The 25,135-nt window shown below is 71.2% G+C and carries 27 protein-coding genes; 16 read left to right on the top strand and 11 right to left on the bottom strand.

Annotated elements, in window-relative coordinates:
* Positions 1-3 precede the first annotated feature (3 nt).
* The 6 genes from ACQVFL_RS00835 to ACQVFL_RS00810 are packed head-to-tail and all read right to left on the bottom strand — an operon-like array spanning position 4 to position 5,592.
* Positions 4-1,539 carry a SpoIIE family protein phosphatase gene (locus ACQVFL_RS00835; protein ID WP_396692039.1) on the bottom strand — a complete coding sequence of 512 codons (1,536 nt, stop codon included), beginning with the start codon at positions 1,537-1,539 and terminating at the stop codon, positions 4-6.
* Between the two features lies 1 nt (position 1,540).
* On the bottom strand, positions 1,541-2,890 hold the full coding sequence (locus ACQVFL_RS00830) for an ATP-binding protein (RefSeq protein ID WP_396692038.1): 1,350 nt from the start codon (positions 2,888-2,890) through the stop codon (positions 1,541-1,543).
* A complete protein-coding gene (locus tag ACQVFL_RS00825; protein WP_431728351.1) occupies positions 2,887-3,909 on the bottom strand; it encodes a SpoIIE family protein phosphatase in 1,023 nt (340 codons plus the stop codon). The genes ACQVFL_RS00830 and ACQVFL_RS00825 overlap by 4 nt, the downstream gene beginning before the upstream one ends.
* Positions 3,897-4,316 carry an ATP-binding protein gene (locus ACQVFL_RS00820; protein WP_396692036.1) on the bottom strand — a complete coding sequence of 140 codons (420 nt, stop codon included), beginning with the start codon at positions 4,314-4,316 and terminating at the stop codon, positions 3,897-3,899. The genes ACQVFL_RS00825 and ACQVFL_RS00820 overlap by 13 nt, the downstream gene beginning before the upstream one ends.
* Positions 4,313-4,732: an STAS domain-containing protein gene (locus ACQVFL_RS00815; protein ID WP_396692035.1), complete on the bottom strand. Its 420-nt coding sequence runs from the start codon at positions 4,730-4,732 to the stop codon at positions 4,313-4,315. The genes ACQVFL_RS00820 and ACQVFL_RS00815 overlap by 4 nt, the downstream gene beginning before the upstream one ends.
* Positions 4,732-5,592 carry an STAS domain-containing protein gene (locus ACQVFL_RS00810; RefSeq protein WP_396692034.1) on the bottom strand — a complete coding sequence of 287 codons (861 nt, stop codon included), beginning with the start codon at positions 5,590-5,592 and terminating at the stop codon, positions 4,732-4,734. Before ACQVFL_RS00810 ends, ACQVFL_RS00815 begins: the two co-directional genes overlap by 1 nt.
* 165 nt (positions 5,593-5,757) lie before the next feature.
* On the opposite strand from ACQVFL_RS00810, the gene ACQVFL_RS00805 reads away from it, so the two are divergent.
* Positions 5,758-6,114, top strand: a complete 357-nt coding sequence (locus ACQVFL_RS00805; RefSeq protein ID WP_396692033.1) for an STAS domain-containing protein — start codon at positions 5,758-5,760, stop codon at positions 6,112-6,114.
* 10 nt (positions 6,115-6,124) lie between these two features.
* Here the strand turns inward: ACQVFL_RS00805 and ACQVFL_RS00800 are convergent, their stop codons facing one another.
* The gene (locus ACQVFL_RS00800) at positions 6,125-7,471 is read right to left on the bottom strand and encodes an MFS transporter (RefSeq protein WP_431728350.1); all 1,347 of its coding nucleotides are present in this window, start codon (positions 7,469-7,471) and stop codon (positions 6,125-6,127) included.
* 50 nt (positions 7,472-7,521) lie between these two features.
* Between ACQVFL_RS00800 and ACQVFL_RS00795 the strand changes: the two genes are divergently transcribed.
* The 4 genes from ACQVFL_RS00795 (at position 7,522) to ACQVFL_RS00780 (ending at position 9,644) form a co-directional block, all read left to right on the top strand.
* The gene (locus ACQVFL_RS00795; RefSeq protein ID WP_431728349.1) at positions 7,522-8,202 is read left to right on the top strand and encodes a FadR/GntR family transcriptional regulator; all 681 of its coding nucleotides are present in this window, start codon (positions 7,522-7,524) and stop codon (positions 8,200-8,202) included.
* Between the two features lie 39 nt (positions 8,203-8,241).
* Positions 8,242-8,715: a large conductance mechanosensitive channel protein MscL gene (mscL, locus tag ACQVFL_RS00790; protein WP_396692030.1), complete on the top strand. Its 474-nt coding sequence runs from the start codon at positions 8,242-8,244 to the stop codon at positions 8,713-8,715.
* Between the two features lie 81 nt (positions 8,716-8,796).
* On the top strand, positions 8,797-9,045 hold the full coding sequence (locus ACQVFL_RS00785; RefSeq protein ID WP_396692029.1) for a hypothetical protein: 249 nt from the start codon (positions 8,797-8,799) through the stop codon (positions 9,043-9,045).
* Positions 9,046-9,269: 224 nt separating this feature from the next.
* A complete protein-coding gene (locus tag ACQVFL_RS00780) occupies positions 9,270-9,644 on the top strand; it encodes a hypothetical protein (protein WP_396692028.1) in 375 nt (124 codons plus the stop codon).
* 78 nt (positions 9,645-9,722) lie between these two features.
* On the opposite strand, the gene ACQVFL_RS00775 is transcribed toward ACQVFL_RS00780, so the two are convergent.
* Positions 9,723-11,042, bottom strand: a complete 1,320-nt coding sequence (locus ACQVFL_RS00775; protein WP_431728348.1) for a benzoate/H(+) symporter BenE family transporter — start codon at positions 11,040-11,042, stop codon at positions 9,723-9,725.
* A gap of 60 nt (positions 11,043-11,102) precedes the next feature.
* Here ACQVFL_RS00775 and ACQVFL_RS00770 point away from each other — a divergent pair, with 60 nt between their 5' ends.
* Complete coding sequence (locus tag ACQVFL_RS00770) at positions 11,103-11,645, top strand: helix-turn-helix domain-containing protein (protein WP_431728347.1); 543 nt, start codon at positions 11,103-11,105, stop codon at positions 11,643-11,645.
* A 56-nt stretch (positions 11,646-11,701) separates the two neighbouring features.
* On the opposite strand, the gene ACQVFL_RS00765 is transcribed toward ACQVFL_RS00770, so the two are convergent.
* A complete protein-coding gene (locus ACQVFL_RS00765; RefSeq protein ID WP_431728346.1) occupies positions 11,702-12,814 on the bottom strand; it encodes a LuxR C-terminal-related transcriptional regulator in 1,113 nt (370 codons plus the stop codon).
* Positions 12,815-12,876: 62 nt separating this feature from the next.
* On the opposite strand from ACQVFL_RS00765, the gene ACQVFL_RS00760 reads away from it, so the two are divergent.
* From ACQVFL_RS00760 to ACQVFL_RS00740, 5 genes are all read left to right on the top strand, one after another.
* Positions 12,877-13,596: a PP2C family protein-serine/threonine phosphatase gene (locus ACQVFL_RS00760; protein WP_396692024.1), complete on the top strand. Its 720-nt coding sequence runs from the start codon at positions 12,877-12,879 to the stop codon at positions 13,594-13,596.
* Positions 13,597-13,688: 92 nt separating this feature from the next.
* Complete coding sequence (locus ACQVFL_RS00755) at positions 13,689-14,027, top strand: PadR family transcriptional regulator (protein ID WP_396692023.1); 339 nt, start codon at positions 13,689-13,691, stop codon at positions 14,025-14,027.
* Positions 14,024-14,842: an ATP-binding cassette domain-containing protein gene (locus ACQVFL_RS00750; protein WP_431728345.1), complete on the top strand. Its 819-nt coding sequence runs from the start codon at positions 14,024-14,026 to the stop codon at positions 14,840-14,842. The genes ACQVFL_RS00755 and ACQVFL_RS00750 overlap by 4 nt, the downstream gene beginning before the upstream one ends.
* On the top strand, positions 14,839-15,531 hold the full coding sequence (locus tag ACQVFL_RS00745; RefSeq protein ID WP_396692021.1) for an ABC transporter permease: 693 nt from the start codon (positions 14,839-14,841) through the stop codon (positions 15,529-15,531). Before ACQVFL_RS00750 ends, ACQVFL_RS00745 begins: the two co-directional genes overlap by 4 nt.
* A 38-nt stretch (positions 15,532-15,569) precedes the next feature.
* Complete coding sequence (locus tag ACQVFL_RS00740; RefSeq protein ID WP_431728344.1) at positions 15,570-16,799, top strand: hypothetical protein; 1,230 nt, start codon at positions 15,570-15,572, stop codon at positions 16,797-16,799.
* A 1-nt stretch (position 16,800) separates the two neighbouring features.
* Here the strand turns inward: ACQVFL_RS00740 and ACQVFL_RS00735 are convergent, their stop codons facing one another.
* Positions 16,801-17,883, bottom strand: a complete 1,083-nt coding sequence (locus tag ACQVFL_RS00735; RefSeq protein WP_431728343.1) for an NAD-dependent epimerase/dehydratase family protein — start codon at positions 17,881-17,883, stop codon at positions 16,801-16,803.
* Positions 17,884-17,962: 79 nt separating this feature from the next.
* Complete coding sequence (locus tag ACQVFL_RS00730; RefSeq protein ID WP_396692019.1) at positions 17,963-18,448, bottom strand: DUF1772 domain-containing protein; 486 nt, start codon at positions 18,446-18,448, stop codon at positions 17,963-17,965.
* Positions 18,449-18,586: 138 nt separating this feature from the next.
* Here ACQVFL_RS00730 and ACQVFL_RS00725 point away from each other — a divergent pair, with 138 nt between their 5' ends.
* From ACQVFL_RS00725 to ACQVFL_RS00705, 5 genes are all read left to right on the top strand, one after another.
* Entirely contained in the window at positions 18,587-19,669 is a 1,083-nt protein-coding gene (locus tag ACQVFL_RS00725) for a helix-turn-helix domain-containing protein (protein WP_396692018.1), read from the top strand.
* A gap of 261 nt (positions 19,670-19,930) precedes the next feature.
* Positions 19,931-21,268 (top strand): cytochrome P450, encoded by a 1,338-nt coding sequence (locus tag ACQVFL_RS00720; protein ID WP_431729925.1) that lies wholly within the window; start codon positions 19,931-19,933, stop codon positions 21,266-21,268.
* A gap of 8 nt (positions 21,269-21,276) precedes the next feature.
* A complete protein-coding gene (locus ACQVFL_RS00715; RefSeq protein ID WP_431728342.1) occupies positions 21,277-22,185 on the top strand; it encodes a terpene synthase family protein in 909 nt (302 codons plus the stop codon).
* A 172-nt stretch (positions 22,186-22,357) separates the two neighbouring features.
* Positions 22,358-24,703 (top strand): sensor histidine kinase, encoded by a 2,346-nt coding sequence (locus ACQVFL_RS00710; RefSeq protein ID WP_431728341.1) that lies wholly within the window; start codon positions 22,358-22,360, stop codon positions 24,701-24,703.
* 17 nt (positions 24,704-24,720) lie between these two features.
* Positions 24,721-25,131: a roadblock/LC7 domain-containing protein gene (locus ACQVFL_RS00705; protein WP_396692015.1), complete on the top strand. Its 411-nt coding sequence runs from the start codon at positions 24,721-24,723 to the stop codon at positions 25,129-25,131.
* Positions 25,132-25,135 lie beyond the last annotated feature (4 nt).

Genomic DNA, 25,135 nt, shown 5'->3' with positions numbered 1-25,135 from the left:
CGTTCAGCGACGACGGAGGGCGACGACGGCGACGTCGTCCTGGATCTCGTGCGGGGCGAGTTCGACGAGCAGGCGTTCGCAGAAACGGTCCAGGTCGTCGTCGACCCGGGACGCACTGACCGACAGGGCGGCCAGCCCGTCGTCGATGGTGACGTCCCGCCGTTCGATCAACCCGTCGGTGTAGAAGACGATCGTCGCGCCGGCCGGCAGGACGAACTCCAGGTCGGCCGGGCGGGGCGCGCGTACGCCGAGCAGTGGCGCGGAGTGCTGCACGTACTCGACCTTGCCGTCCTGACTGATCAACGGCGGCAGGTGCCCGGCACTGGCCAGCCGGACGTGCCCGGTGGACGGGTCCAGCAGCAGCAGGCAGATGGTCGCCAGCTCGTTGGGCAGCAGCGTCCGCATCAACTCGTTGACCCGGTGCAGGATCTCGCCCGGTTGGTGTCCCTCCACCGCGTACGCCCGCACCGCGTGCCGCAGCTCGGCCATGACCGTCGCCGCGTGCAGCGAGTGGCCCGCCACGTCGCCGATGGCCAGCAGCAGGTGGCCGTCGAGCATCACCAGCTCGTAGAAGTCGCCGCCCACCTCGGTCCGGGCGCTGGCCGGCTCGTAGCGGACGGCCAGGTCGAGCCCGGCGATCTCGGGGATGCGGCGCGGCAGCAGGCTGCGTTGCAGGGTCACCGCGATGCGGTGTTCCTCGTCGAAGGAGCGCTGTGCCTCCACCGCCGACGCCACCGCCTGCGCGAGCTGGACCAGCACCGGCGTACGGGCGGTCTGGGTGGCGGTGGGGACCACGATGTAGATCGGCGCGCGGTCCTCGCGCAGCCGGGCGGCGGCCACCGTGATCGTGTCGTCGGTCGGCCAGTCGGCGAGCGCCCAGCCGGCGGGATCCTGCACGGTGACGACGGTGCCGGTCGGCACGCCGGTGTCGTCGACCACCCAGGGCACGATGCGGCCCTCGGCACCGGGACCGTTGGAGACCCCGGCCAGGCAGTCACCGTCGAAGGTCTCGGCGACCACCGCGGCCGGGCTCTTGAAGATCTCGGCGGCACCCGTCGCCGCGGACTCCAGCAGCCGGGCGAAGTTCGGCGCCGAGTGCACCGCCAGGGTGGTGTCGGCCAACCCGGTGAGGCGTTCGGCGAGCAGCTCGGCCCGTTGCCGCGCCTGGTAGTAACGCAGCACCGCGTGGGCGGTGGCGATCAGTTCCTCGGGCTCGATCGGCTCGGCGAGGTAGGCGTCCGCGCCCCGGGTCAGCCCCTGGGTGCGGTCGGTGGTGTCGATCGCGTGTGCGGACACGTGGATCACCGGTAGCGCCGGATGCGCCGACTTGAGCTGCTCGCAGACCTCGAAGCCGCTCATGTCCGGCAGCCGGACGTCGAGCACCACCAGGTCGACCGGTTCCACCCCGACCCGGCGCAACGCCTCGCCGCCGGTCTCGGCCTCCAGCACCGTGAAACCGGCCCGGGTCAGCCAACTCACCAACAGGTAGCGCTTGGTCCGGCTGTCGTCGACCACCAGCACTGTCGCCGCGCCGTCCACGTCAGGCTCCGTCCGCCGGCAGCGACACCGTGAAGGTGCTGCCCCGGCCGGGCTCGCTGGCCAGGTCGAGGGTGCCGCCGAGCAGGGTCACCAACCGTCGGGCGTACGGCAGGCCGAGGCCGGTGCCGCCGGTCCGGGTCGGGCCGGGCGCCTGGTAGAACTCCTCGAACACCCGCTCGTGCAGCTCTGCGGGGATACCCGGCCCGGTGTCCGAGACGGACAGTCGCCAGCCGTCGTCGTGCCGCTCGGCGCGCAGCCGTACCTCGCCCTCGGAGGTGAACTTCAACCCGTTGTGCAGCAGGTTGCGCAGCACTTGGGCGAGCAGCACCTCGTCGGTCCGCACCGTGGCGGGCGCCGGTGGTTCCTCCACCACCAGCGTCACGTCACCGGCGGTGGGCAGCGCCCGCAGGGTGCCCCGCAGTTGCCCGAAGAGGGCCTTGAGGTCCACGTCCACGATGGCCGGCTCGATCCGGCCGGACTCCGCCTTGGCCAGGTCGAGCAGTTCGTTGACGAGGGACAGCAGATCCGAGGCGGAGCCACGGATCAGGCCCACCTGGCGCTCCTGTTCGCTGGTGAGCGGGTCGGAGGCGGAGTCACCCAACAACCGGGCCAGCCCGATGATCGCGGTGACCGGGGCGCGTAGCTCGTGGCTGACGTTCGCCAGGAACCGTGTCTTCGACTCGCTCGCGGCACGCAACTGCGCCGACTTCTCGTCCAACTCCGCGTAGAGCGCCACCACGCCCGTGTTCGTCGCCTCCAGCTCGTCGGTGAGCTGGTGGTACAGCGCCATCACGCCACGGTTGGTCTGTTCCAGTTCCTCGTTGAGCCGGGCCAACTCGTCGCGCTGGGTGCGCACCTCGTCGAGGGCCGCGATGAGCTGCGAATTCTGGGTGGCGAGTTCCTCCTCGGCGGTGCCCGGCGCGCTCTGCGCGAGTTCGGCGCGCAACTCGGCGAGACGCTCGGAGGTGAGCGCCTGTGCGGTGGCCGGGATCCGTCGCGACATCCTCACGACCGTAACTTGCTTCTCGGCAACGATGCCGAGTGTGTCCACCAGACGCGCCACCGCGCTGGACTCGGGCTGATAGCGGCCGTCCGGCAGCGGAGCCACCGGGACGAGGTCGACACGCAGGTGGTGGCGGCCGTCGTCGGTGCCGGTGACGGCGAAGACCACGTCCGCCCCGCCGACGGCCCGCAACAGATCCCGGGCGACCTCACTGATCGCGGTGGCGATCCGGACCTGGTCCTGGTGCTCCAGACCGAGCGCGTCGGCCACCTCACGGCCCCGCTGGCGGACCACGAAGATGTCCTGTTCGACCCGCAGCGCCATCTGCATCAGCGCGGCGGTGCTCATGACCAGGACCTCGCCACCAGAACCCCGGCGTCGTCACGTCGGGTCCCGGCGTCGCGCAACAGGGTGGCGGCCGTCACCAGCGGCGACCGCGCGACGAGGCCGGGATAGTCCTCGATCCGCCAGCGGTCCACCACCCCGTCGGAGTGCATCACCAGCAGGCTGTCCGGGCCGAACGGGTAGTCGTACTGCCGGATCGCGGGCCGCTGGTGCCCGGCGATGCCGGGCAGCGAGACCAGGCCACGCCGCCGGCTCTCCGCGTCGATGATTACGCCGGCGATGTTGCCCAGCCCGGCGTACCGCAGCACAGCGCCCGCCGGATCCGGCTCGGCGACCGCGAGCGCGGCGCCACGGGTGTGCGACAGCGACCGGTGCAGGTGGGCGACCACCTCGGCCGGGGCGGCGGCCGGGGCGGCGCGGAACGCGGCGAGCGCGGCGTCGGTGGCCGCCGCGGCCAGCGGGCCGTGCCCGAGACCATCCGTGACCAGCACCTGTCGGCGATCGCCGACGATCCGCCAGGTACAACCGTCCCCGCTGACCGTCTCACCGGTCAGCGGCCGGGTCAGCCCGCCGACCCAGGAATGGTCGGTGTCCACGCCGTCGAAGACGCGCACCGCGATGACGGTGCCCCGACCGGGCCAGGAGTACGCGTCGAACCAACTCGCCTGCCGCACTATCGCGCCGAGACCGATGCCCAGGGTGCCGGTGGTGGAGTGCCCGTCCCGCGCGGAGCGGGCCAGGTCGGCCATGCCCGGGCCGGAGTCCAGGGCGATCAGCTCGACACCGGCGTCCAGTTCGCGGCGTACCGGCCGGAGCAGCAGTACGCCGTCGTCGGCGTGCTTGATCAGATTGCTGGTCAACTCGGCGGCGACGATGGCCAGGTCGGCGATCCGGCCCTCGGACAGCGCCAGTTGGTCCCCCAGGCGCTCGGCCGCCCGCCGCACCGCACTTCCGGCGCTGCCGTTCTCCACGCGGTACCAGGTGCCCCGGTCGGAGACCGGCGCGGCGGTCACCGGGACCACTTGGTGATCGTGATCCGGGTGCCCTGTCCCGGCGCGGTCTGTATGTCGAACTCGTCCACCAGCCGCCGGGCGCCGCTGAGGCCGAGACCGAGGCCGCCACCGGTGGTGTAGCCGTCGGTCAACGCGAGGTCCAGGTCGGCGATGCCCGGACCGTCGTCCGCGAAGACGATCGTGATGCCGGACCGGCGACCGTTGTCGGCGGCGGACACCTCGACCGTGCCGCCACCGCCGTACACCAGGGTGTTCCGGGCCAACTCGCTGGCCGCGGTGACCACCTTGGTCTGGTCGACCAGTGACAGCTTGACCGCCACCGCCACGGTACGCACCAGTTGCCGGACGCGTACCACGTCCTCGTCGCTGCCGACCGTCTGAGCCTGGGGACGCCCCAGGTCGACGCCGCTGGTCATGACGACGCCGTCGGCTCGGGGTCCGGCCCGTCGTCGTGGAAGTCGTCGTCGTGGTCGTCGTAGGCGCGGTCGGCCGCGATCAGTTCCATCCCGCGCTCGACGTTCAGGGCGGTCCGGATGCCGTTGAGCGACAGACCCAGCTCGACCAGGGTGATGGCGACCGCCGGGCGCATCCCGACCACCACCGTCTCGGCGTCGAGCACCCGGGAGATGGAGGCGATGGTGGAGAGCATCCGGCCGACGAAGGAGTCGACGATGTCCAGCGCGGTGATGTCGATGATCACGCCGTGGCAGCCGGTGGCGACGATCCGCTCGGCCAGGTCCTCCTGGAGGGCCACGGCCGTCTGATCGGACATGTCCAACTGGATGGAGACCAGCAGGATGTCGCCGATCTTGAGGATCGGCACCCGCTCCATCACACCTCCCGACGAGGATGACGTCGGTTCGCCTCGACGCCGGTGAGCCGCAGCACGTGCCGCAGCGCGTCGGCGAGGCTCGCCTTGGTGGCGATGTCGCCGAACTCGATGCCGAGGGCGACGATGGTCTGGGCGATCTGCGGCCGGATGCCGGAGATGATGCAGTCGGCACCCATCAGGCGGGCCGCCACCACGGTCTTCAGGATGTGCTGGGCGACCTGGGTGTCCACCGCCGGTACGCCGGTGATGTCGATGATCGCGTACGGCGAGCCGGTGTCGACCAGGGTCTGCAGCAGCCGTTCCATCACCACCTGGGCGCGTGCCGAGTCGAGCGTGCCGACCAGCGGCACCGCCACCACGCCCTCCCAGAGCTTGACCACCGGGGTGGACAGCTCCAGCAACTGCTCCGCCTGGTCGGCGATCAGGCTCTCGCGGGTGCGGACGAAGGTCTCGAAGGTGAACAGGCCCATCTGGTCGACCAGCGCCGAGAAGGCGACGTAGTCGCGCAGGGTGCCGTCGCCCTGCGTGGTCTCCATGACCGCCAGCAGGGCCTCCTTGAGGGCGAACACGCCGCTTGCGGTCTCGGTGGCGGTGAAGCCCTGCCGGGCCTGCCCACGGGAGACCTCGGCGAGCACGGCCCGCAGCTCGGTCGCCTCCTCGGCGGCGAGGTCGCCCACGCCCTTGCCGAGCACGTCCACCAGTGCCCGGTGCAGTTCCTGCACATGCCGGACCAGTTCGGCCTGGCTGAGTCGGCCCCGAAGTTGTGCGGCGAGAACCTCGGTCCACCGTTGGACGATCTGTCCGGCCTGACTGGTGAGCAGGTCGGCCAAACGGCCACTCTCGTCAGCGCTCAACGCCATCGCACTACCCCCCTAGACCTGGACCGGCCGGACTCTATCACCGTGGACCCACAAACTACTTGTCGCAAAGCAAGGGAATGACGGTCGACACCTCATCGTGCTCCCGTTCTGCGTACCGGGCCCCGCGTGGGATACCGTTCCTCCGATAAACAGGAGGTCTGGCATATGTCCCTGACGGTGCACACGGAGCAACGCGGTGACGTGGTCGTGGTGTCGGTCGCAGGTGAACTGGACATGGCCACCGCACCACAACTGCAGGACCAGATCACCGACCTGCTCGACAAGGGGCGTAGCCGCCTCGTGTTCGACCTGTCGGAGGTCTCGTTCTGCGACTCCACCGGTCTGTCGGTGTTCGTCCGCGCGAAGAACAGCTCCGACGAGGCCGGCGGAGTGGTCCGGCTGGCTGCGCCGCAACGAGGCGTGCTGCGCATCCTCGAGGTGAGTGGCCTCGTGGAGGTTCTGCACACCTATCCGACGGTCGACCAGGCGGTCGCGGGAGAACCCACCCCGACCTCCTCCTGACCTGACCGCGCTACCCACCGGTCACGGCCGGGCCTCGCTCGTCCTCGATGTATCGGGGGCGAGCGATGACGATTCCGGCCCCGGTCTGCACGGCGAGTGCGACCAGCAGGAAGCCGAGAGGCGCGGTCCAGCCGCCGGTGGACTCGTGCAGGATCCCGACCAGCAGCGGCCCGAGCGCGGCGATGAGATATCCGACGCTCTGCGTGAAGGCGGACAACGCGACCGTCCCGTCGGCCGTCCGGGCCCGCAGCCCGATGGTGGCCAGGATGAGCGGGAAGGCGCCCTGCCCCAGCGCCAGCAGCACCACCCAGAGCACCGCCCCGCCGCGCGGCGCGAACGCCAGCCCCAGATAGGCCACGCTGGAGGCGGCGGTCAACCCCAGCACCAGCAGCCGCAGGTCACTCAGTCGGCCGGCCAGCGTCGGCATCGTTAGCGCGATCGGCACCCCGAGCGCGGTCACCCCGGCCAGCAGCAGCCCGGCGTCCTGCGGCCGGAAACCGGCGTCCCGGAACAGCACGGCCAGCCAGCCCATGATCGCGTACGCGCTCAGCGACTGCGCGCCGAAGTAGAGCGCCATCGCCCAGCCGAGCCGGGTGCGCGCGGGACTGATCCGGGCACGCGCCCGACCGCCGCGCAGACCCGCCCGCCGCGCGGCCCCACCGGTCCGTAGCGCCGCCGGCAACCACGGGAGTACGGCCACCGCCGCGAGCGCCGCCCAGACGCCGAGACCGGCGCGCCACGAGCCGAAGGCGTGCGCCACCGGCACCGCAGCGGCGGCCGCCGCCGTCGCCCCCACCGTCAACGTCATCATGTACACCCCGGTGACCAGGCCGGTCCGGTGCGGGAAGTACTGCTTGACCAGCATCGGCAGCAGGATGTTCGCCACCGCGATACCGGCCAGCGCGAGCGCGCTGGTGGCCAGGAACACCACGGCGGACCCGGTCAGCACCCGGAGCACCTGCCCGAGGGTGAGCGCGATCATCGCCAGCACCAGCAGTCGCGGCGCGGAGAGCCGGCGGACCAGCCACGGTGTGGTCGCACCCAGCCCGGCGAACGCCACCGCCGGCAGGGTCGTGACGACGCCCGCCATCGTGCCGGAGAGCGCCAACCCGACGCGTACCTCGTCGAGCAGCGCGCCGAGGCTGGTCATCGCGGCCCGCAGGTTCACCGCCACCAGCAGCATCCCGACCAGCAGCAGCCATCCGGTACGCGTCCGCTCCGACGTACCCGACGGTCCGTGCCCGCTCGGGGGGTTTCCGCTCCCGGCGGACCCGATCGTGTCGGTACCGCCCGGGGCGGGTGCGGCGCCGGCGGTCGGGGCAGAGGTGGCGGGGGTGCCGGCGGCTGGCGGAGTCATGACCTCGAACCTACAATCATGGGATGAATCTCGGCGAGTGGCTGTAACCAGTGCCACCAGCGATTGATTCCGCCGTCCCACCTCGGGGCCGACGGACGAACGAGACCATCGCCCGACTGCGGCGGCGGATCCTGGCCGGCGAGTGGCCGGTGGGCAGTCGCATCCCGACCGAGCCGCAACTCGTCGAGGATCTCGGCGTGGGACGCAACACCGTCCGCGAGGCCGTCCGGGCCCTGGCCCACGCCGGGGTGCTGGAGTGTCGGCAGGGCTCCGGGACGTACGTGCTCTCCACCGACGAACTGGCACCCGTGGTGGCCCGCCGCCTCACCGACGACCGGATGACCGAGGTGATCGAGGTACGCCGCGCCTTCGAGGTGGAGGCCGCCCGGCTCGCCGCACGCCGACGTACCGCCGAGGATCTGGCCGCCCTCGACGCCGCGCTGGCGGCCCGCGAGGCGGCCTGGCGCGGCGGCGAGGTCCCCGCGTTCGTGGAGGCCGACGTCGCGCTGCACACCGCCGTCGTCGCGGCGGCGCACAACGGCATGCTCGCCGAGCTCTACGCCTCGGTCGCCACCGCCCTGCGCAGCACCGTCGCGCAGGCCATGGGTGACGCCCTGACACCGGACCGGCACGTCGACCACGCCCGTCTGGTGGCCGCCATCCGGGCCGGCGACCCGGAGCTGGCGGCGCGGGAGGCCGGCGCTTTCCTGGAGTCCGCACCCAAGGCATAGGTTGTCCTCGACGAAAAACCGGACACCTCAGGAGTACGGATGCTCAAGGGCTTCAAGGACTTCATCATGCGCGGCAACGTCGTCGACCTCGCGGTCGGCGTCGTCATCGGCGCCGCGTTCACCGGCGTGGTCACGCAGCTCACCAAGTCGTTCCTGGAACCACTGATCCGCGTCTTCGTGGTGCTGATCACGGGAAGCGACAAGGGCATCGAGGGCTCGGCGCCAGATTTTCGGGGCATCCCGTTCGACTGGGTCGCCTTCGTCAACGCGCTGATCACGTTCCTGCTCACCGCAGCGGCGCTGTACTTCCTGGTCGTCTTCCCGATGAACAAGCTGGCCGAGCGCCGCAAGCGGGGCGAGGAGCCGCCGCCCTCGGCACCGAGCGAGGAGGTCAAGCTGCTCACCGAGATCCGGGACGCCCTGGTCGCCTCCGGCCGGACCACCCCGGCTCAGCAGCGCGGCGCCCTGGACGACGTACTCGGTCGCCGGGAGGAACCGCCCAGCGGGCGCTGAACCCGGCACCCGCACATCGGCCCCTGTGGGAATCCCGCAGGGGCCGATCCATGTCGAACACATGTTCGATAGAGTCCGGCCATGGAGCAGCGAAAGCACTGGTGGAACGGGAAATGGGGGCGGCTGGCCCGACGGGACGTCTTCCTCCGGGCGGACGCCGATCGCTGGTACGTGGAACAGCGTGCCGGCGGGGCCGAGGGCGCATCCCGGTTCTACGAGTACGACACCGTCGACGACGCCGAGGAGACGGTACGCGCGCTGCTCCAGGGCCCCGACACCTGGCGCGAACTCTCCCCCCGCCCCCCATCCCCCTGGACCACCCCCCACTGACCCCCACCCCGCCGCACCCACCCCCCTCCCGGCCCGCCGCCCCCGCCGCTCCCGCTGCCCCCGCTGCCCCCGCGACCCCTCCCGGCCCGCGTTGATCAAGAAGTTTTCGCCCTGTTACCACCGCGAACGCGACCCGAACTTCTTGATCAACGGGGCGGGAGGGGGTGGGTGGGAGTGGGGTGGGAGGGGTTTAGGGGGAGTGGGGGGCGGGAACCGCGCGGGGTATGGAGCAGCAGGGCATCGATCAACAGGCCACCGTTTCACGGGTCACCACCGGCATGCGGGTGGTGGACGCCGCCGGCCTCGACGTCGGCACGGTGGACCTCGTCCAGCGCGGTGACCCGAACGCCGTGACCGTGCAGGCCCCCACCGCCGATCCCGGCAGCAGCCTGGACGAGCTGATCGAGTCCGCCGCCACCGAGGAACCCGACGTGCCGGCGGACCTTGCCGCCCGCCTGCTGCGCACCGGCTACCTGAAGGTCTCCACCGAACTGGTCCCCACCGGCGCCGTCTACGTGCTCGCCGACCAGATCAACGCCGTCGTCGACGGAGAGGTCCGGCTCGACGTCCTCGCCGCCGATCTCCCCCCGGAGGACTGACCCCGCCGTCGCCTCGGCTCACGACTACCGGGTCGGGCCGAGAACAGCAGCCGGGTCGGACTTCGCAGTCAGCGCGGCCTATCCGGTCGGAGCGGACCCGGGCGACGCAGTCGGAGTAGACGCAGTCGGAGTAGACGCAGTCGACACGGCCGGAGCAGGCCCGGGCGACACGGCCGGAGCAGACCCGGCGGGCTCCCCGGTGGAAACGGACGTGACGGGTCCGGTGGCCGGGGCCGACGGAGCCGGTGTGGCGCGGCGGGCGCGGAAGAGCAGCAGCATCAACCAGCCGGCCACCAGGCCCCAGAAGGCGCCCCCGATGCCGACCAGCGACACCCCGGAGGCGGTGACCACCAGGGTCACCACGGCGGCCTCCCGCGCCGTGGGATCGGCCAGCGCTGCGGTCAGGGCGGTCGCCAGCGCGCCGAGCAGGGCCAGTCCGGCGACCGCCTCGATCAGTACGGGTGGCGCCCAGCCGACGAGCGTGGTGACCGCACCGGCGCCCAGGCCGAGCACCGCCAGCCCGATGCCGGCGGTCACCGAGGCGATCCAGCGGCGGTCCGGATCGGGATGGGCGTCCGGCCCGGCGGCCAGCGCGGCGGTGATCGCCGCCAGGTTGACCGCGTGACCACCGGCGGGCGCCACGGCCACGCTGGCCAGCCCGGTGGTCCGCAGCGCCGAGCCGAGCGGGGGCCGGTAGCCGTAGCCGACCAGGACGGCGGTGCCCGGCACGTTCTGCGCGGCCATGGTCACCAGGAACAGCGGTAGCGCCACGCCGATCAGCGCCGACAGGCTCCATGCCGGTGCGGTCAGCGCGAACACCGGGCGCAGTCCGCCGGTGCCGCCGCCGGTGGTGGTCAGCGCGATCGCGCCGGCCGCGACCACCAACGCCCCGGGGACCGCCCAGCGCCGGGCGAAGCGGTGCAGCACCAGCCAGGAGATCAGCACCGGAGCGGCGAGGTGCGGCACGTCGACGAGGGCGCGTACCGGTGCGGTGCAGAGCGGCAGCAACACACCGGCGAGCATGGCCCCGGCGATGGGTTTGGGGATGGCGGCGACGGCACGGCCGAGGACCGGGAACAGGCCGGCGGCGACGATGAGCAGGCCCGAGACGAGGAACGCGCCGACGGCGGCCGGCCAACCGCCGGGGATCGGGCCGGTCGCGATGAGCAGCGCCGCGCCCGGTGTGGACCAGGCGATACTCAACGGCATCCGGTGCCGTAGGCCGAGCCAGGCGGCGCAGAGCCCGGAGGCGACGCAGAGGACGAGCAGCCCGGAGGCGGCCTGTGCCTCGCTCGCGCCGGCCGCCCGCAGCCCGGCCAGCACCACCGTGAACGAGCTGGCGAACCCGACCAGCGCGGTCACCACTCCCGCGAGGATCGGCTGTGTCCGTCCCGCCATGGCCCCACCCCTTCCCGACCGTTCCGTTTACGGAACAGCGGCGTGTAGCACCATAGCGGGGTGTCGCAGCCACCACCAGATACGGACACCGTCGCGATCGGTCACCGGGTCCGCGCCCTCCGCGAGGCGCGCGGGATCTCGCTCTCCGCGTTGTCCCGGCTGGCCGGGGTGGGGAAGGCGACGCTCTCCGGGCTGGAGAACGGCGTCCGCAACCCCACCCTGGAGACGCTGTACGCGATCACCGCGCAACTCGGCGTACCGCTGACCGCAGTGCTCTCCGGGCCGTCGGCCGGGCCGACCGTACGCGGCGCGGCGGTCAGCGCGACGCTGCTGGAGGTCTTCGACGACTCGGACGCCACGTACGAGCTGTACCGGATGCGGGTGGTGCCCGGCACCGGCCAGCTCTCCCCCGCGCACCAACCCGGGGTGACCGAGCACGTGACCGTCTTCGCCGGGGTGCTGCGCGCCGGCCCGGTCGACGCGCCGCTGACCGCCGCCGCCGGTGGTCACCTGCGCTGGACGTCCGACGTACCGCACCTCTACGCCGCCGTGGGCGACGAGGAGGTGGCCGCCAGTCTGCTCCTGCGCTACCCCCGGCTGTAAGGAGGGGACCCCTGCTATGCACGAGGCGTTAGCAGGGGGCCCTTCCTTACACCCCCTCAGCGGTCGGCGGGAGTCGGCTCGGCAAGCCGTCGGCGTACCGCCCAGAGCGCCACCTCGGTCCGCGAGGCGGAGCCGGTCTTGCGCAGCAGGTTGGACACGTGCACGGTGACCGTCCGCACCGAGATGCCCAGCGTGCGGGCCACCTGCTTGTTGGACATCCCGGCGACCAGGCAGTCGAGCACCTCCACCTCCCGTCCGGTCAGCTCGGCCGACGACCCCGCCCCGCCCGGCGCCGCTCCCAGCCCGTCCCGGGCCTCGGCGGGCGGGACGGGGACGCCTCGACCGGAGGCCCGGGGCCGTACGTCGAACGGGGACGGGACGTCGGCCGGGCCGAGCAGCGCCTCGGGCGACTGTCCGGCGTACGCGGCGAGCAGCTCGGTGAGGGCGTACGGGTTGCCGCCGGTGGACCGCCAGACGCCGCGTACCAGTCGACCGGGCAGCGGGTGCCCGGCGTACACCTGGGTCAGCACCTCGGCCACCTCGACCGGGCTCAGCGGCCCGAGGTGCTGTCGTACCGCCCCGGGTACGCCGCAGAGGCGGGCCAGGGTGCGGCCGGCGAGTTCCGGGGTGACCGCGTGCGCGGCGGGTCGGGTCGCCACCACCAGCAGGGCGGGAAGTCCGGTGGCGGTGGCCAGTTCGCCGATCAGGTTGAGGCTGGCCGGGTCGAGCGCGTGCAGGTCCTCGACCACGAGGACGGCCGGGCCGGTGCCGACCAGCACCCGGACGGCACGTACGGCGAGACGCAGCAGCGTGCCGGGAGCGTAGCGCTCGCGGGGTGCGGTGGGTTGTTGGGCGAGCCAGGCCAGCGCGTCGGGCGGTACGGTGTCGACCGGCAGGTCGAGCCGGTCGGGATCACGGCCACTGAGCGCGGCGGCCAGCCAGTCGTACGGCGCCGGACTGTGCACCCGGGCGGCACCGCTGAGCACCACCGCCGGTCGCGGGTGGAGTTCGTCCAGTGCGGCGGCGACCAACAGGCTCTTGCCGACGCCCGCACCCCCGGTGATCACCGCGACGGCCGGTGTTCGACGCCTCCGACCAGCCACGGTGGACCACGTCCGGCCCAGCTCAGCCAGCTCGTCGGCGCGCCCGACCATGGACATCGGCAACATTCCTCAACCCTACGCAGTAGTGCGTAGAGACGCGGGAAGGGTCTTCTTGGCAAGCTTGACCCATGACGCTGATCCTCCGCTCGGCCATCCTCAACGACATCGGCCTGGTCCGCACCAACAACGAGGACTCCGCGCTCGCCGGTGAGCGCCTCGTCGCGGTGGCCGACGGCATGGGTGGGCTGCCCGCCGGTGAGGTCGCCAGCGAGATCGTCATCCGGATCCTGGACGAGCTGATCCCGCCCACCGTTCCGAACGCCGCCGCCGACGCGCTGCGGGCCGTGGTGAGCACCGCCAACCAACGCATCCACGCGGCGATCGCCGCCGAGCCCGCCCGGGACGGCATGGGCACCACGCTCACGGCCGCCCTGCTCGCGGGCGACACGCTGGTGCTGGCACAGGTCGGTGACTCGCGCTGCTACCTGCTGCGGGAGGGCAAGCTGCGGCAGTTGACCCGGGACGACACGTTCGTGCAGGCGCTGGTCGACCAGGGCACGTTGACCCCGGAGCAGGCCCGGCACCACCCGCAGCGGTCGCTGGTGACCCGCGCGGTGCAGGGCGCGGACGCGCCCCCGACGATGGGTTCGGTGCTCGTGGCGGCCGGTGACCGGCTGCTGCTGTGCAGTGACGGGCTCTCCGACTACGTGACCGACGACGCGATCTGCGCGGCGCTGAGCCTGCACTCCGACCGGCACCAGTGCGGTGAGCAGTTGGTGAAGCTGGCCCACCAGGCCGGCGCGCCGGACAACGTCACCGTGGTGATCTCGGACGTCGTGCCGAGCTGAGCTGCTGTCGCCTCGGGACCGATGGTCCCGGGGCAGAGCCGTGCGTAACTAGGTAGTTGTGCCATCTAGGTAGCACCACTAGTGTTCGGCGGGTGGATCCGGATCGTCGTGGGCAGTGGCTGCGAGGTGTGCTCGACCTCTGCGTGCTGGCCCTGCTGCGCGAGGGCGAGTCCTACGGCTACCAGCTCGCCCAGTCGCTCGACGCCGCGGGCGTCGGGCCGATCCAGGGCGGCACGCTCTATCCGGTGCTGCTGCGGTTGCAGCGCACCGGTCTGGTCACCGCGCAGTGGCGGGCGGGCGGGTCGGGTCCGGCCCGCAAGTACTACCAGCTCACCGACGACGGGCGGGCGGCACTGCACACTGGCGGTAACGCCTGGCTGACGTTCGTGGCACCGGTGACCGAGATCGTCTCGAAGGGGGTCGAGAGGTGAACTCCGACGAGTGGCTGCGGGCGTTCGCGGCCGAGTTGCACCAGCGCCGGGTGGCGACCGACGCCGCCCGGCACGTGGTCGCCGAGGCCGCCACCCACCTGCGCGAGGGCGGCGGCGACCCGTGGCAGGTCTTCGGTCCGCCGCAGGCGTACGCCGCCGCGATCGTGGAGAGCATCGGCACCGCACCCGGCCCGCGTCCCGGCCCGGTGCGGCTGTCCGCCCAGGGCATCACCAAGCGGTACGGCAAGCGGACGGTGCTGCGGGACGCGTCGCTGACCGTACGGGCCGGGCAGATCGCCGCCGTGGTCGGCGCGAACGGCTGCGGCAAGAGCACCTTCCTGCGGATCTGCGCCGGGTTGATCTCGCCGGACAGCGGCGAGGTGACCGTCTCCGGCCGCCTCGGCTTCTGCCCCCAGCAGGGCGGCACCGCCGACTTCCTGCTCCCCGACGAACACTTCGTGCTGGTGGGCGCCGGTCAGGGCGTGGCACGCGGACCGGCCCGGCGGGCCGGTCGCGAGGCCGCCCGCGACCTCGGCTGGGACGCCGAGGGCGCCGTGCTCGCCCGGCACCTGTCCGGCGGTACGCGCCAGAAGCTGAACCTGACCATGTCCACTCTCGCCCGACCGGACGTGCTGCTGCTCGACGAGCCGTACCAGGGCTTCGACCAGGGCAGCTACGTCAACCTCTGGGACCAGTTGACCCGGCTGCGCGACGAGGGGAAGGCCATCGTGGTGGTGACGCACCTGCTCAACCAACTAGACCGGGTCGACATCGTGCTGGACCTGACCTCCGTCGAGCAGGGAGGTCGGCCGTGAAGCGGCTGGTCACCGTCGCCGAGATGACGTTGCGGGAACTGGCGCGTCGCCGGGGCGTACTCCTGCTCCTGTTGTTGATGCCATTGGTCTTCTGGATGATCCGGCGGGACTCGCACGTCGGGCAGTCCATCCGGGCGTTGTTCCTCGGCATCAGTTGGGCGGTCAGCACCGCCGCGCTCTTCGCCACCAGCGCCGCCCGCGAGTTGGAACCCCGGCTCCGGCTCGCCGGCTACCGGCCACACCATCTCTACCTCGGCCGGATGCTCGGCCTCTGGCTGCTCGGGCTCGCCGTCGCGGTGCCGTTCTTCCTGCTCACCGTCCTGGACACGAGCAACCTGCGGTACGCCGGGATCGCCGTGGCGATGCTCTGCTGCGTGGTGGTGGCCGCGCCGTTCGGCATGTTGATCGGCGCCCTGCTGCCCCGCGAGTTGGAGGGCACCCTGTTGCTACTCACCGTGGTGGCGATGCAGATGCTGCTCGACCCGGCCAGCTCGGGCGCGAAATTCACCCCGTTCTGGTCCAGTCGCGAGATCGCCACCTGGGCGGTGGACCACGCCGAGGACGGCTACCTCGCCCGGGGCGTCCTGCACGGGCTGGCGGTGACGCTGTTGCTGACCGTGACCGTGGCAGGGGTGTTCAGTGTCCGGCTGCGCCGCCGTCGGCACCTGCACCACGTATCGATCACCTGAGAGGTCCGCGACCGGTCGCGGACCTCTAGCATCACCTGGTGCGTCTCAGATCCCTCGCTCCCGTGGTCGCGCTCGGTGTCGTCGTCGGTCTGACCGGCTGCGGCGGCCTGTCCGTACCCCGCCTCGACCCACGAAGCGCCCAGCAACCGGCGTCCGGCGGCGACCCCGTCGAGCCGACCGCCGAGGCACCTCCCGGCAGACACCAGAGCGCCGAGACCAGCCCGTCCGGCCCCGCCGCGCTGAGCACCGCCGCCGCCGGTGCCGACCCGACCGGGTCGTCCGGCAGCCCGGTCGTACGCGCCAGCGCGTCCCCGGCCGACGCGGCACCCGTGCCCGCCGTGGCCCGGGCGGTCGACACCTCGAACCCGACCCGCACCGTCGGCGACGGCACCCCGGCCAGTTGCACCTCGGCAGCGGTGGTACGGGCGGTCGCGGCCGGCGGGATCATCACCTTCGACTGCGGCCCCGACCCGCTGACCATCAAGATGGCGGCGACCGCGAAGGTGCGCAACGCCAACGGCCCCACGGTGGTGCTGGACGGCGGCGGCAAGATCACGCTCAGCGGCCAGGGCAAGCGCCGCATCCTCTACATGAACACCTGCGACGTCCTCCAGGGCTGGACCACCGCCCGCTGCCAGAACCAGGACCACCCGCAGCTCACCGTGCAGAACCTGACCTTCGCCGACGGCGACTCCACCGGCCAGCGCGCCGACGGTGGCGGCGGGGGTGCGATCTTCGTACGCGGCGGCCGGCTCAAGGTGGTCGACTCGCACTTCGTCGACAACCGCTGCGACCGCACCGGCCCCGACGTGGGCGGTGCCGCCATCCGCGTCCTCGACCAGCACGACGGCCAACCGGTGTACGTGACGGGCAGCACCTTCACCGGCGGCTCCTGCGCCAACGGCGGCGCACTGAGCAGCATCGGCGTCTCCTGGGTCATCCTGAACAGCGTGCTGCGGGACAACGCGGCCGTCGGCAACGGCGCCAACCCGGCCCGCTCCGGCACGCCCGGCGGCGGTAGCGGCGGCGCGATCTACACCGACGGCAACGAGTTCTCGGTCCGCGTCGCCGGCACCCTGATCGAGGGCAACGACGCCAGGGAGGGCGGCGGGGCGATCTTCTTCGTCAGCAACAACCGCACCGGCACCCTGCGCATCGAGAACTCGACCCTGCGCCGCAACCCCAGCCACGGCTTCCAGACCCACCCCGGCATCTTCTACCAGGGCGCCGGCTCCGCCCCCACCATCACCACCTCCACCGTCCGCTGAGTCAGTAGGGGTTGCCCTGGCCGACGGGGCGGGCCTTGAGGAGGGCGGCGGGACGGCCGGGCAGGTCGGGCGTGGCGGAGAGCGGCGGGCTGGCCGTGTGGGCACGCTCGGCCATCCCGGCCACCAACTCCTTGAGCGCGGTGACCGCGTCCACCCGTGGCCGCCAGCCCAACTCGGTCGCGGCCCGCTCGCTGGACATCAGCGGCGCGTTCAATGCCAGCTCCACCCACCCCGCGTCGACCGGTTGCAGCCGGGCCCGCCAGGTCAGCGCGGCAGCCGTCCGCAGCACCGGGGCGGCCACCGGCACCGTCCAGCCGTGAAAGTGCCGGGCCACCAGCTCCGGCGTCAACACCGGGTCCGCGGCGACGTTGAAGGCACCGCGCGCGTCACCCACGATCGCCCGGGTGTACGCGTCGGCCACGTCGTCGGCGTGCACCGCCTGCATCCGCAGCCGGCGGTTGGCCGGCACCAACGGCAGCCGCCCGAAGCGCAGCAGCCGCACCGGCACCAGCGGTCCCAGGAAGTAGCGGCTGATCTCCGTACCCGCCTCCCGCTGGAAGATCAGCCCCGGCCGCATCCGGACCACCCGCAGCCCCGGATGGGTCCGCTCGATCCCGTCGAGCATCTCCTCCACCGCCGCCTTGTCCCGGCTGTACGACGACGCGGCCACCCCGGTCGCCGGCCACCGCTCGCTGATCGGCAGGTTCTTCGGCCCCGGCGCGTACGCCCCCACCGACGACGCGTACACCAGCGCCGGCACGCCCGCCCGCAGCACCGCGTCCACCACCGCCCGGCTGCCGCCGACATTGGTACGCCGCAACACCTGCCGATCGTGGCTCGGCTGGATCTGCCAGGCCAGGTGCACCACCGCGTCCGCCCCGGCGAACACCTCGGTCAGCTCGTCGGCGGCACCAGCCCGCCCGATGTCGCACGAGTGCCACCGCACCCCCGCGTACGGCTCACCGGCCCCCGCGTGCGGCAGCCGCCGCGCCACCCCGACGATCTCCACGCCGCGCTCCCGCCACAACCGGCGCAGCAGTGCCGTACCCATGTTGCCGCTCGCGCCCACCACCACGATCCGCATGTCCGGTCCGTACCCGGTCAGCCGCTTTCCACGCGTCCCACCTGGCCACCCGGCCCGCTCGGGCGGTTCCCGCAGCCCGTCACCTGGCCAACAGCGCACCGATCAGGCAGGCGAAGGCCCCGACCGAACTGCCCGTCCGGACCAGGTTCCAGCGCACCCACGGCACCTCGAACCGACGCCGGGCCGCCGCCAGGTCGGTGATCCCGTCGACCGACCCGGCGGCGTCCAACTGATCATTGAGCGGCACGTTGCACCGCGCCGTTACACCGAACGTCACCAGGTGCAGGACCAGCGCGGCGACCAACCACCACCGCACCGCACCGCCGTCACCGAAGTACCCGACGACCGCCACCGCCACCAGCACCGGCCCGCCCAGGAACACCGAGACGAACCAGCCGTTGATGATCTTCCGGTTGATCGACCGCATCGTGCCGACCAGCGTCCGATCGTCGGTCGCGGCCAACCCCGGCATGACCGAGCAGGCGTACGCGAAGAACAGCCCCGCCACCAGTCCCGTGGCCGCCACGCCCCCGGCCAGCACCACCACCCGTACGCCCTCCGGCACGCTCGCCTCCCTCAGTCGAACCGACGTCCGAGCCGATCCTGCCAACCCCGATCCACCGGCCCCTACGCCTCGCAGCGGCCACATCGGATCCCGGCCCTCGCACTCCCCAGGGGTCGAAGGGACTGGCCGGACCGTCCCGTGCCACCCAAGGCGCCAGGTACCCTTTCCGTCGCCCGGCTGACAGGCGAATCGGCGAGGAGGCGGACCACCATTCTTCCCTCCCACACCTTCGACCTGGCGTCCTTCCCTGAGCGCGACCGGTTCGACATCTGGACCGAACTGATCTCCAAGGGAGTCTCGCCATCACAGTTCACCAGCCCGCATTCGGCGAACTTCGACGGATTCTCCCGGACGATCGACCTGGGAGTTCCGCAGATCACGATGTTCCGCTACCTGGGGCTGACGATGAACCGTTCGCACCGCATGATCCGCCGTGGCGACCCTGAGATCTACCAGCTCGCCCTGCCACTCATCGGCGGATGCGCGCTCGTTCAGGAACGTCGGGAGTCTGTCGTCCGCCCGGCGGAGTTCACCTTCATCTCAAGCTCCCGCCCCTACGAGTGCATCCACCTGCCGGAGACCGCGCCCGGGCGAGGGTTGCGCCCACCGCCGCGTCCCACAGCGAAGACGATCGCGATCAACATTCCGCAGTCGGCCATTCCACTGCCGCCGGACAAGGTCCAGCGGCTTCTCGCCACTCGTCTGCCCTCCGAGGGCATGGCGTCCTTGCTCGCCCAGTTCGTCACGCAGGTCGCCCAGCACCCAGAGCGGTTCAGGCCATCGGACGCCGGACAACTCGGCAGCATGACTCTTGACCTGGTGTCGGCGACTCTGGCCCAGCACCTCGACCTGGAGGCGGCACTTCCCGTCGAGGCGCGTCAGCAGGTGGTGCGGGCACAGATCGACGCGTTCATCAACGAGCACCTGGCCGACCCCGACCTGAACGCCCGTGCCGTCGCCGCCGCCCACCACATCTCCCTGCGCACCCTGTATCGACTGTGGAAGGGCGAGGACGCAAGCGTCGCCGAGCTGATCCGCCGTCGGCGGCTGGAGCAGTGCCGACGCGACCTGGCAAATCCACTGCTGGCCGACCGGCCCATCTATGCCGTCGCCAGCCGGTGGGGGCTCGGCGACAGGTCGCAGTTCGCCCGCCTGTTCCGCGCGAGGTACGGCATGTCGCCGCAGGAGTACCGGCAGCGGTCGACACCACCGCGTACGTGACGACATCGACATGACCCATCGATGCAAGCGGGACGGCCAGTCGAGTCGCAGCCGCTTCGCGCGCCGGCCGCTGCCCGGATGCGGCGGGCGCATGGCCACGTGACGAATCTGATCACCCATTGCGAGAGCGTCCTCACAACTAGCACACTGAACCAGTCCTGAGGGCTGGAAGTTGCGCGATCCGCTACTACGAGGCCGAGCCACCGGAAGGGGTCCACCGTGCGAGCACCCGAGGCTCAGGAAGCCGGAAGGCCAAGGACGGTGCCCGTGTGGAGGGCCCTGCCACGTGCTCTCCGTGACGCACACCAGTCTCTGGTGGACGTCGCCAATGCGGCCGACGGCGAAGTGGTCCGGATCGGACTCGGGGTCTCCAACCCGTACCTCGTCACTCACCCGGACCACGTGCAGCAGGTCCTGCAAGAGCGGTCGGATCTCTATCTACGCGGCGACGACACCGCGCTGTGGCGCTCGGTTCGCCGACTCGTCGGCGACGGCATCCTCTCCGAAGGCGAGAGCTGGAAGGTCTCCCGCAAGACTCTGGCACCGCTGTTCCGGCCGGCACGCATCAACCCGTTGGTCGACACGATGGCCGAGGCGATCGACAGCGCCACCGGTCGGCTCGACGAGGCAGCGGCGTCGGGCGCGATCGTCGACATCGGTGACGAGTTGTCCCGTCTCGTCTGTGCAGCGATCATGCGGGTGTTCTTCGCCGACCGGCTGAGCGTGGACGAGGCCCTACGCATCATGGCGGCGCAGGACTCCATCGTCACGGCCATGGCGCCCCGCCTGCTGGCGCCCGCGATGCCGTGGTGGGTACCCATGCCGGGCGACAAACAGTTCCTCCGTGGGGTGCAGACGATCGACGACATCCTGCTGCCCGTCCTCCGCAGGGCACTGGACGATTCGGGGACCGGAGAGGACGTCCTGTCGACCCTGGCCCGTGCTCGCCGCGACGGACATCCGCTCACCGAGCGACAGATGCGCGACGACCTGGTCTCCATGGTCGCCGTCACGACCGAGACCAGCTACGCCGCGCTGACGTGGCTGTGGCCCGTCCTCGCCACGCATGACCACGTCGCGCGCCGGCTCTACGCCGAAATCGACGACGTGGTCGGTGACGGGCCGGTCCGGGCCGACCATCTGCCCCAACTGACCTACACCCAGATGGTGCTCAGCGAGCTCCTGCGGCTGTTCCCCGCCGGATGGATCGTTCCCCGCCGGGCCGCCGGACCGGACACGCTCGGTGGGGTCCGGATCGGCAAGGGCGCGACGGTGATCCTCTCTCCGCTCGCCACCCACCGACTTGGGGCATTCTGGGGCACGGACGCGACGACGTTCGATCCCGAACGGTTCGCCCCCGAGAGAGCTCAAGGCAGACACCGCTACGCCTACTATCCGTTCGGACTCGGGATCCATCGGTGCCTGGGCGAGCACCTGTTCCAGATGGAGGCCCAACTGATCGTGGCGACGCTCCTCAGCAAGTATCGCTTCACTCTGACAGAACCCACGGTGCCCGGAATCAGGGTCGCCGCGTCGCTGCGCCCGCAACGGCGCGTCGAACTGACCCTCGCCCGTCGTGAAACCGCCGTCGCCCGCTAGGAGCCGGTGTGACCTCCCCAGCTCTGTCCGCCACCCTGACGCAGGCCGCCGACCAGGGACGAGTCTGTTCCGTGGCCGCAGCGAGCCAACGTGATCTACGGGCCTGCGTCGCCGCCTATCCCCGCCTGTTCCCCGATCCTCCGATCGACGCGACGATGCTGAACGCGCTCGCACTGTCCACGGCGTTCATCGCCCCGTGGTGCAGTGCCGACGACCTACGCACCGCGACCCGCGCCTCCCTGTGGGTGACCGCCGAGGATTGGCACATCGACTCGGTCGCCACGACCCCCGAAGCGGCCCGCGCGACCGTGGCGGCCTGCCTGTCCGTCGCCGCAGGAGACCCGCCGGCTGCCCGCGACGACCTCGGGCGATTCCTCGCGGACATCCGCACCGACCTCGCCACCCGTCCGGCGTTCCGCGACCTGCACGGACTGTGGCAGAGGGAGCTGCGTCGCATGCTCGACGCCGAACTGCGCGAGTGGCAGTGGAAGTCGGCCCGGGCCGCCGATCCCTCAGATCTCCCCAGCCCCGACGACTATGCGGCCAACGCCGCCGGTTACGGAGCCACGTGGGTCAACGTGTCCCACTGGATCGCCACCCAGGCCGTGGACAGCGGCGAACAGCTCGACGAATTGATCACCGCGAGCCTGGCCGTGGAAAGGATCCTACGGCTCGTGAACGACCTGGCCAGCTACCGTCGAGACCTCGCGGCGGGTGACTTGAACATCCTGATGTTGGGAGTCGACGAGAACAGCGTGCGCCGGCAGATCAGCGCGCGGATCCGTAGCTGCCACGCCCTGCTGGACTCGGTGCAGGCCAGACACCCGCAACAGGCCGTCTACCTCCGGCGTGAGATCGGCTTCACGGCATCCTTCTATGGCGTGGCCGACTTCTGGGGCGACGGCGACGATCACTGAACACGTGACGTACGGGCAGAGTAGGAGTCGTGTCCACTGTAGACTGTGCGACTGGCAACGGTCTTGAGTGGTTAGTCGGATAACTGCTAGCGTGCGTCGGTCTGCCTACACCGGCGGCTTGTTCGGCATGCCTCTGCCGGCAAGATTCCACTGCTCGGCATGGGACGGTCTAATGCGGTCTCGCAGCGCGAATCTGCGCACGAAGGTCATCGCCCTTCTCGCCTCGCTCATCGCCCTCTGGGCATTCGCCGCTTGGGTAACCCTACGAGACGGCGTCAACCTGCTCGGAGTCCAGACAGTCGACAGCCGGATCGTCGCACCCAGCGAACCGCTGCTACTCGATCTGCAGGTCGAGCGACGCCGCGCTCTGGCCTATCTCGGCGGCCCGGACACCGAACGCAAAGACGCACTTGACGCCGCACGCCGGGCCGTCGACGGACACGCTGCGAACTTCCGATCGACCGCCCGTAGTTGGCTGGGCAGGTTGGCGGTCGACAAGGAGGCCACGGCGCGAGTCGACGAGGCCATCGCCGAGTTGGACGAGCTACCGGCGCTACGGGAGTCCATCGATGACCGATCCGTCGACCGCGCCAGCACTCTCACCGCCTACAGCACGCTCGTCGAGTCGCTGTTCGAGGTCTACGACGCCGTGGGCTCGCTCGATGATCCCGAGATCGAGCAGGACACCCGCAACCTCATCGAGCTGTACCGCCTCCGTGAGCTGATCTCCCAAGAAGACGCACTCCTCTCCGGCGTCCTCGCCGCAGGACGAATGACGCCGGCCGAGCAGTATCAGTTCACCGAGTTGGTCATCTCGCAGCGGTTCCTCGCGGGCCGCACTCGGCTCAACGAGGCCGACCACGATGCCTTCGCCGCTGTCGTCGACGGGGAGGCGTTTCGGAGCCTTCGCGCTGTCGAGGACCGAATCGCCGGCAGCAGAGACTCCACCCGGCCGGCCGTCACCGCCGACGAGTGGAGCGGCGTGGCCGACCGCGCGCTGACCGATCTACAGGAGATGGTGCTCGCCGGCGGTGACGCCGTCGTCCAGCGGGCGGTGCCGGTCGCGATCGGCGTGGTCCTGCGACTGGTCCTGGCCGCAGGTCTCGGCCTGCTCGCGGTCATCGCGTCGATCGTCGTCTCGGTCACCACCGCCCGTGCCCTTGTCGCCCAGCTCCAGCGGCTACGTGACGCGGCCCATCAACTCGCCGACGAACGGCTTCCCACGGTCGTCGAACGGCTCCAGCGCGGCGAGCGGGTCGACGTCGCCACCGAAGCTCCACCACTGGACTTCGGAAACGACGAGATCGGGCAGGTGGGGCAGGCCTTCAACCGTGTCCAGGAGACTGCCGTCCGTACCGCGGTCGAGCAGGCTGAGCTGCGCCGCAGCGTACGCGAGGTCTTCCTGAGCCTGGCCCGGCGCACCCAGGTGCTGGTCCACCGTCAGGTGACCCTCCTCGACGAGATGGAGCGCCGTCAGGAGAACGCCGACGAGCTCGAAGACCTCTTCCGGGTCGACCACCTTGCCACCCGCATGCGGCGCAATGCGGAGAACCTCATCGTGCTGTCCGGCTCCACGCCCGGCCGCGGTTGGCGCAAGAACGTCCCCATGATCGACGTCGCACGCGCCGCCGTGCAGGAGGTGGAGGACTACACGCGGGTGAACGTCATGCCGTTCGGTTCGGTGGCGGTCGCCGGCCGTGCCGCCGGCGACATCATCCATCTCCTCGCCGAGCTCGTCGAGAACGCCCTGACCTTCTCACCGAAGAACACCGCCGTGGATGTCCGGGGGCAACTGGTGGCTCGGGGTTTCGCGATCGAGGTCGAGGATCGCGGCCTGGGAATGGCCGAGGAGGATCTCGCCGCCATCAACGAGAGCATCGCCGAGCCGAAGGGCGACTTCAACCTCGCCGACCACAACCAGCTCGGACTGTTCGTCGTGAGCCGCCTCGCCAGCAAACACGGAGTCGGGGTGCAACTGAAGTCCTCGCCGTACGGTGGCACCACCGCAGTGGTTCTCGTGCCCGAGGAACTCGTGGCCACGACCGAGGCCACCGCTGCCCCGTCGAGCAGCGCGGCCGGCACCGACCGGCGCACGGCGAACCCGCCCGCGATGCGGTCCACGGCCGTCGCGGTGGCACCGCCGCAGACGCTCAATCCACCAACCGTCGAATTGCCCGCCACCACTGTCAGCGGGCCAATGCGCAGGGCCTCGGATCGACTCGCCGAATACGAGGATGAGCCGCCCCGCGACCCCGCGCCGTCGCCGCGCCCGGTGCCTCCCACCGTCCACACGGAGGGCGGCCTGCCGATGCGCCAGCGTCAGAAGAACCTCGCGCCGGGCCTGCGGGGCGGTGCCACCGCGGATAGCCAGACGCCGACCGACGAGGTGGACGAGGGCAGGTCTCCCGAAGAGATTCGCGCGCTCATGTCCTCATACCAGTACGGCTCCCGCCTCGGTCGGGCAACCGCCGCCTCCGCAGACCCCAGCGCTGACGACGACCGAACCGACGAACGGTAAGGAAGAGGAACGGGCAAGTGCAGCAGCCGATCTCTGCAGGGTCTGATCTGACCTGGTTGCTCGACGATCTGGTCGGGCGCGTCAAGCAGGCAGAACATGCCGTCGTGCTGTCCGTGGACGGCCTGCTCCTGGCCCGCTCCACAGGGCTTCCCCGCGACGACGCGGAGCACCTGGCCGCGATGGCATCGGGCATTCAAAGCCTCGCCAAGGGGGCGGGGAAGCGGTTCGGTGGCGGACCTGCACGGCAGACCATCATCGAGATGCAGTCGTCATTTCTGTTCGTCATGGCAGCCGGCACCGGCGCCTGCCTGTCCGTGCTCGCCACCGACGACGCCGATGTCGGAATCGTCGCGTACGAGATGACCATGGTCGTGAGTCGAGCCCACAAGTTCCTCACGTCACCCACTCGGAACACTACCGACAGCTAGGGGC

The sequence above is a fragment of the Verrucosispora sp. TAA-831 genome, assembly GCF_050780145.1.
In the GTDB taxonomy this organism is placed as follows: Bacteria; Actinomycetota; Actinomycetes; order Mycobacteriales; family Micromonosporaceae; genus Micromonospora.
This window is presented reverse-complemented; position numbering and strand designations above follow the sequence as displayed.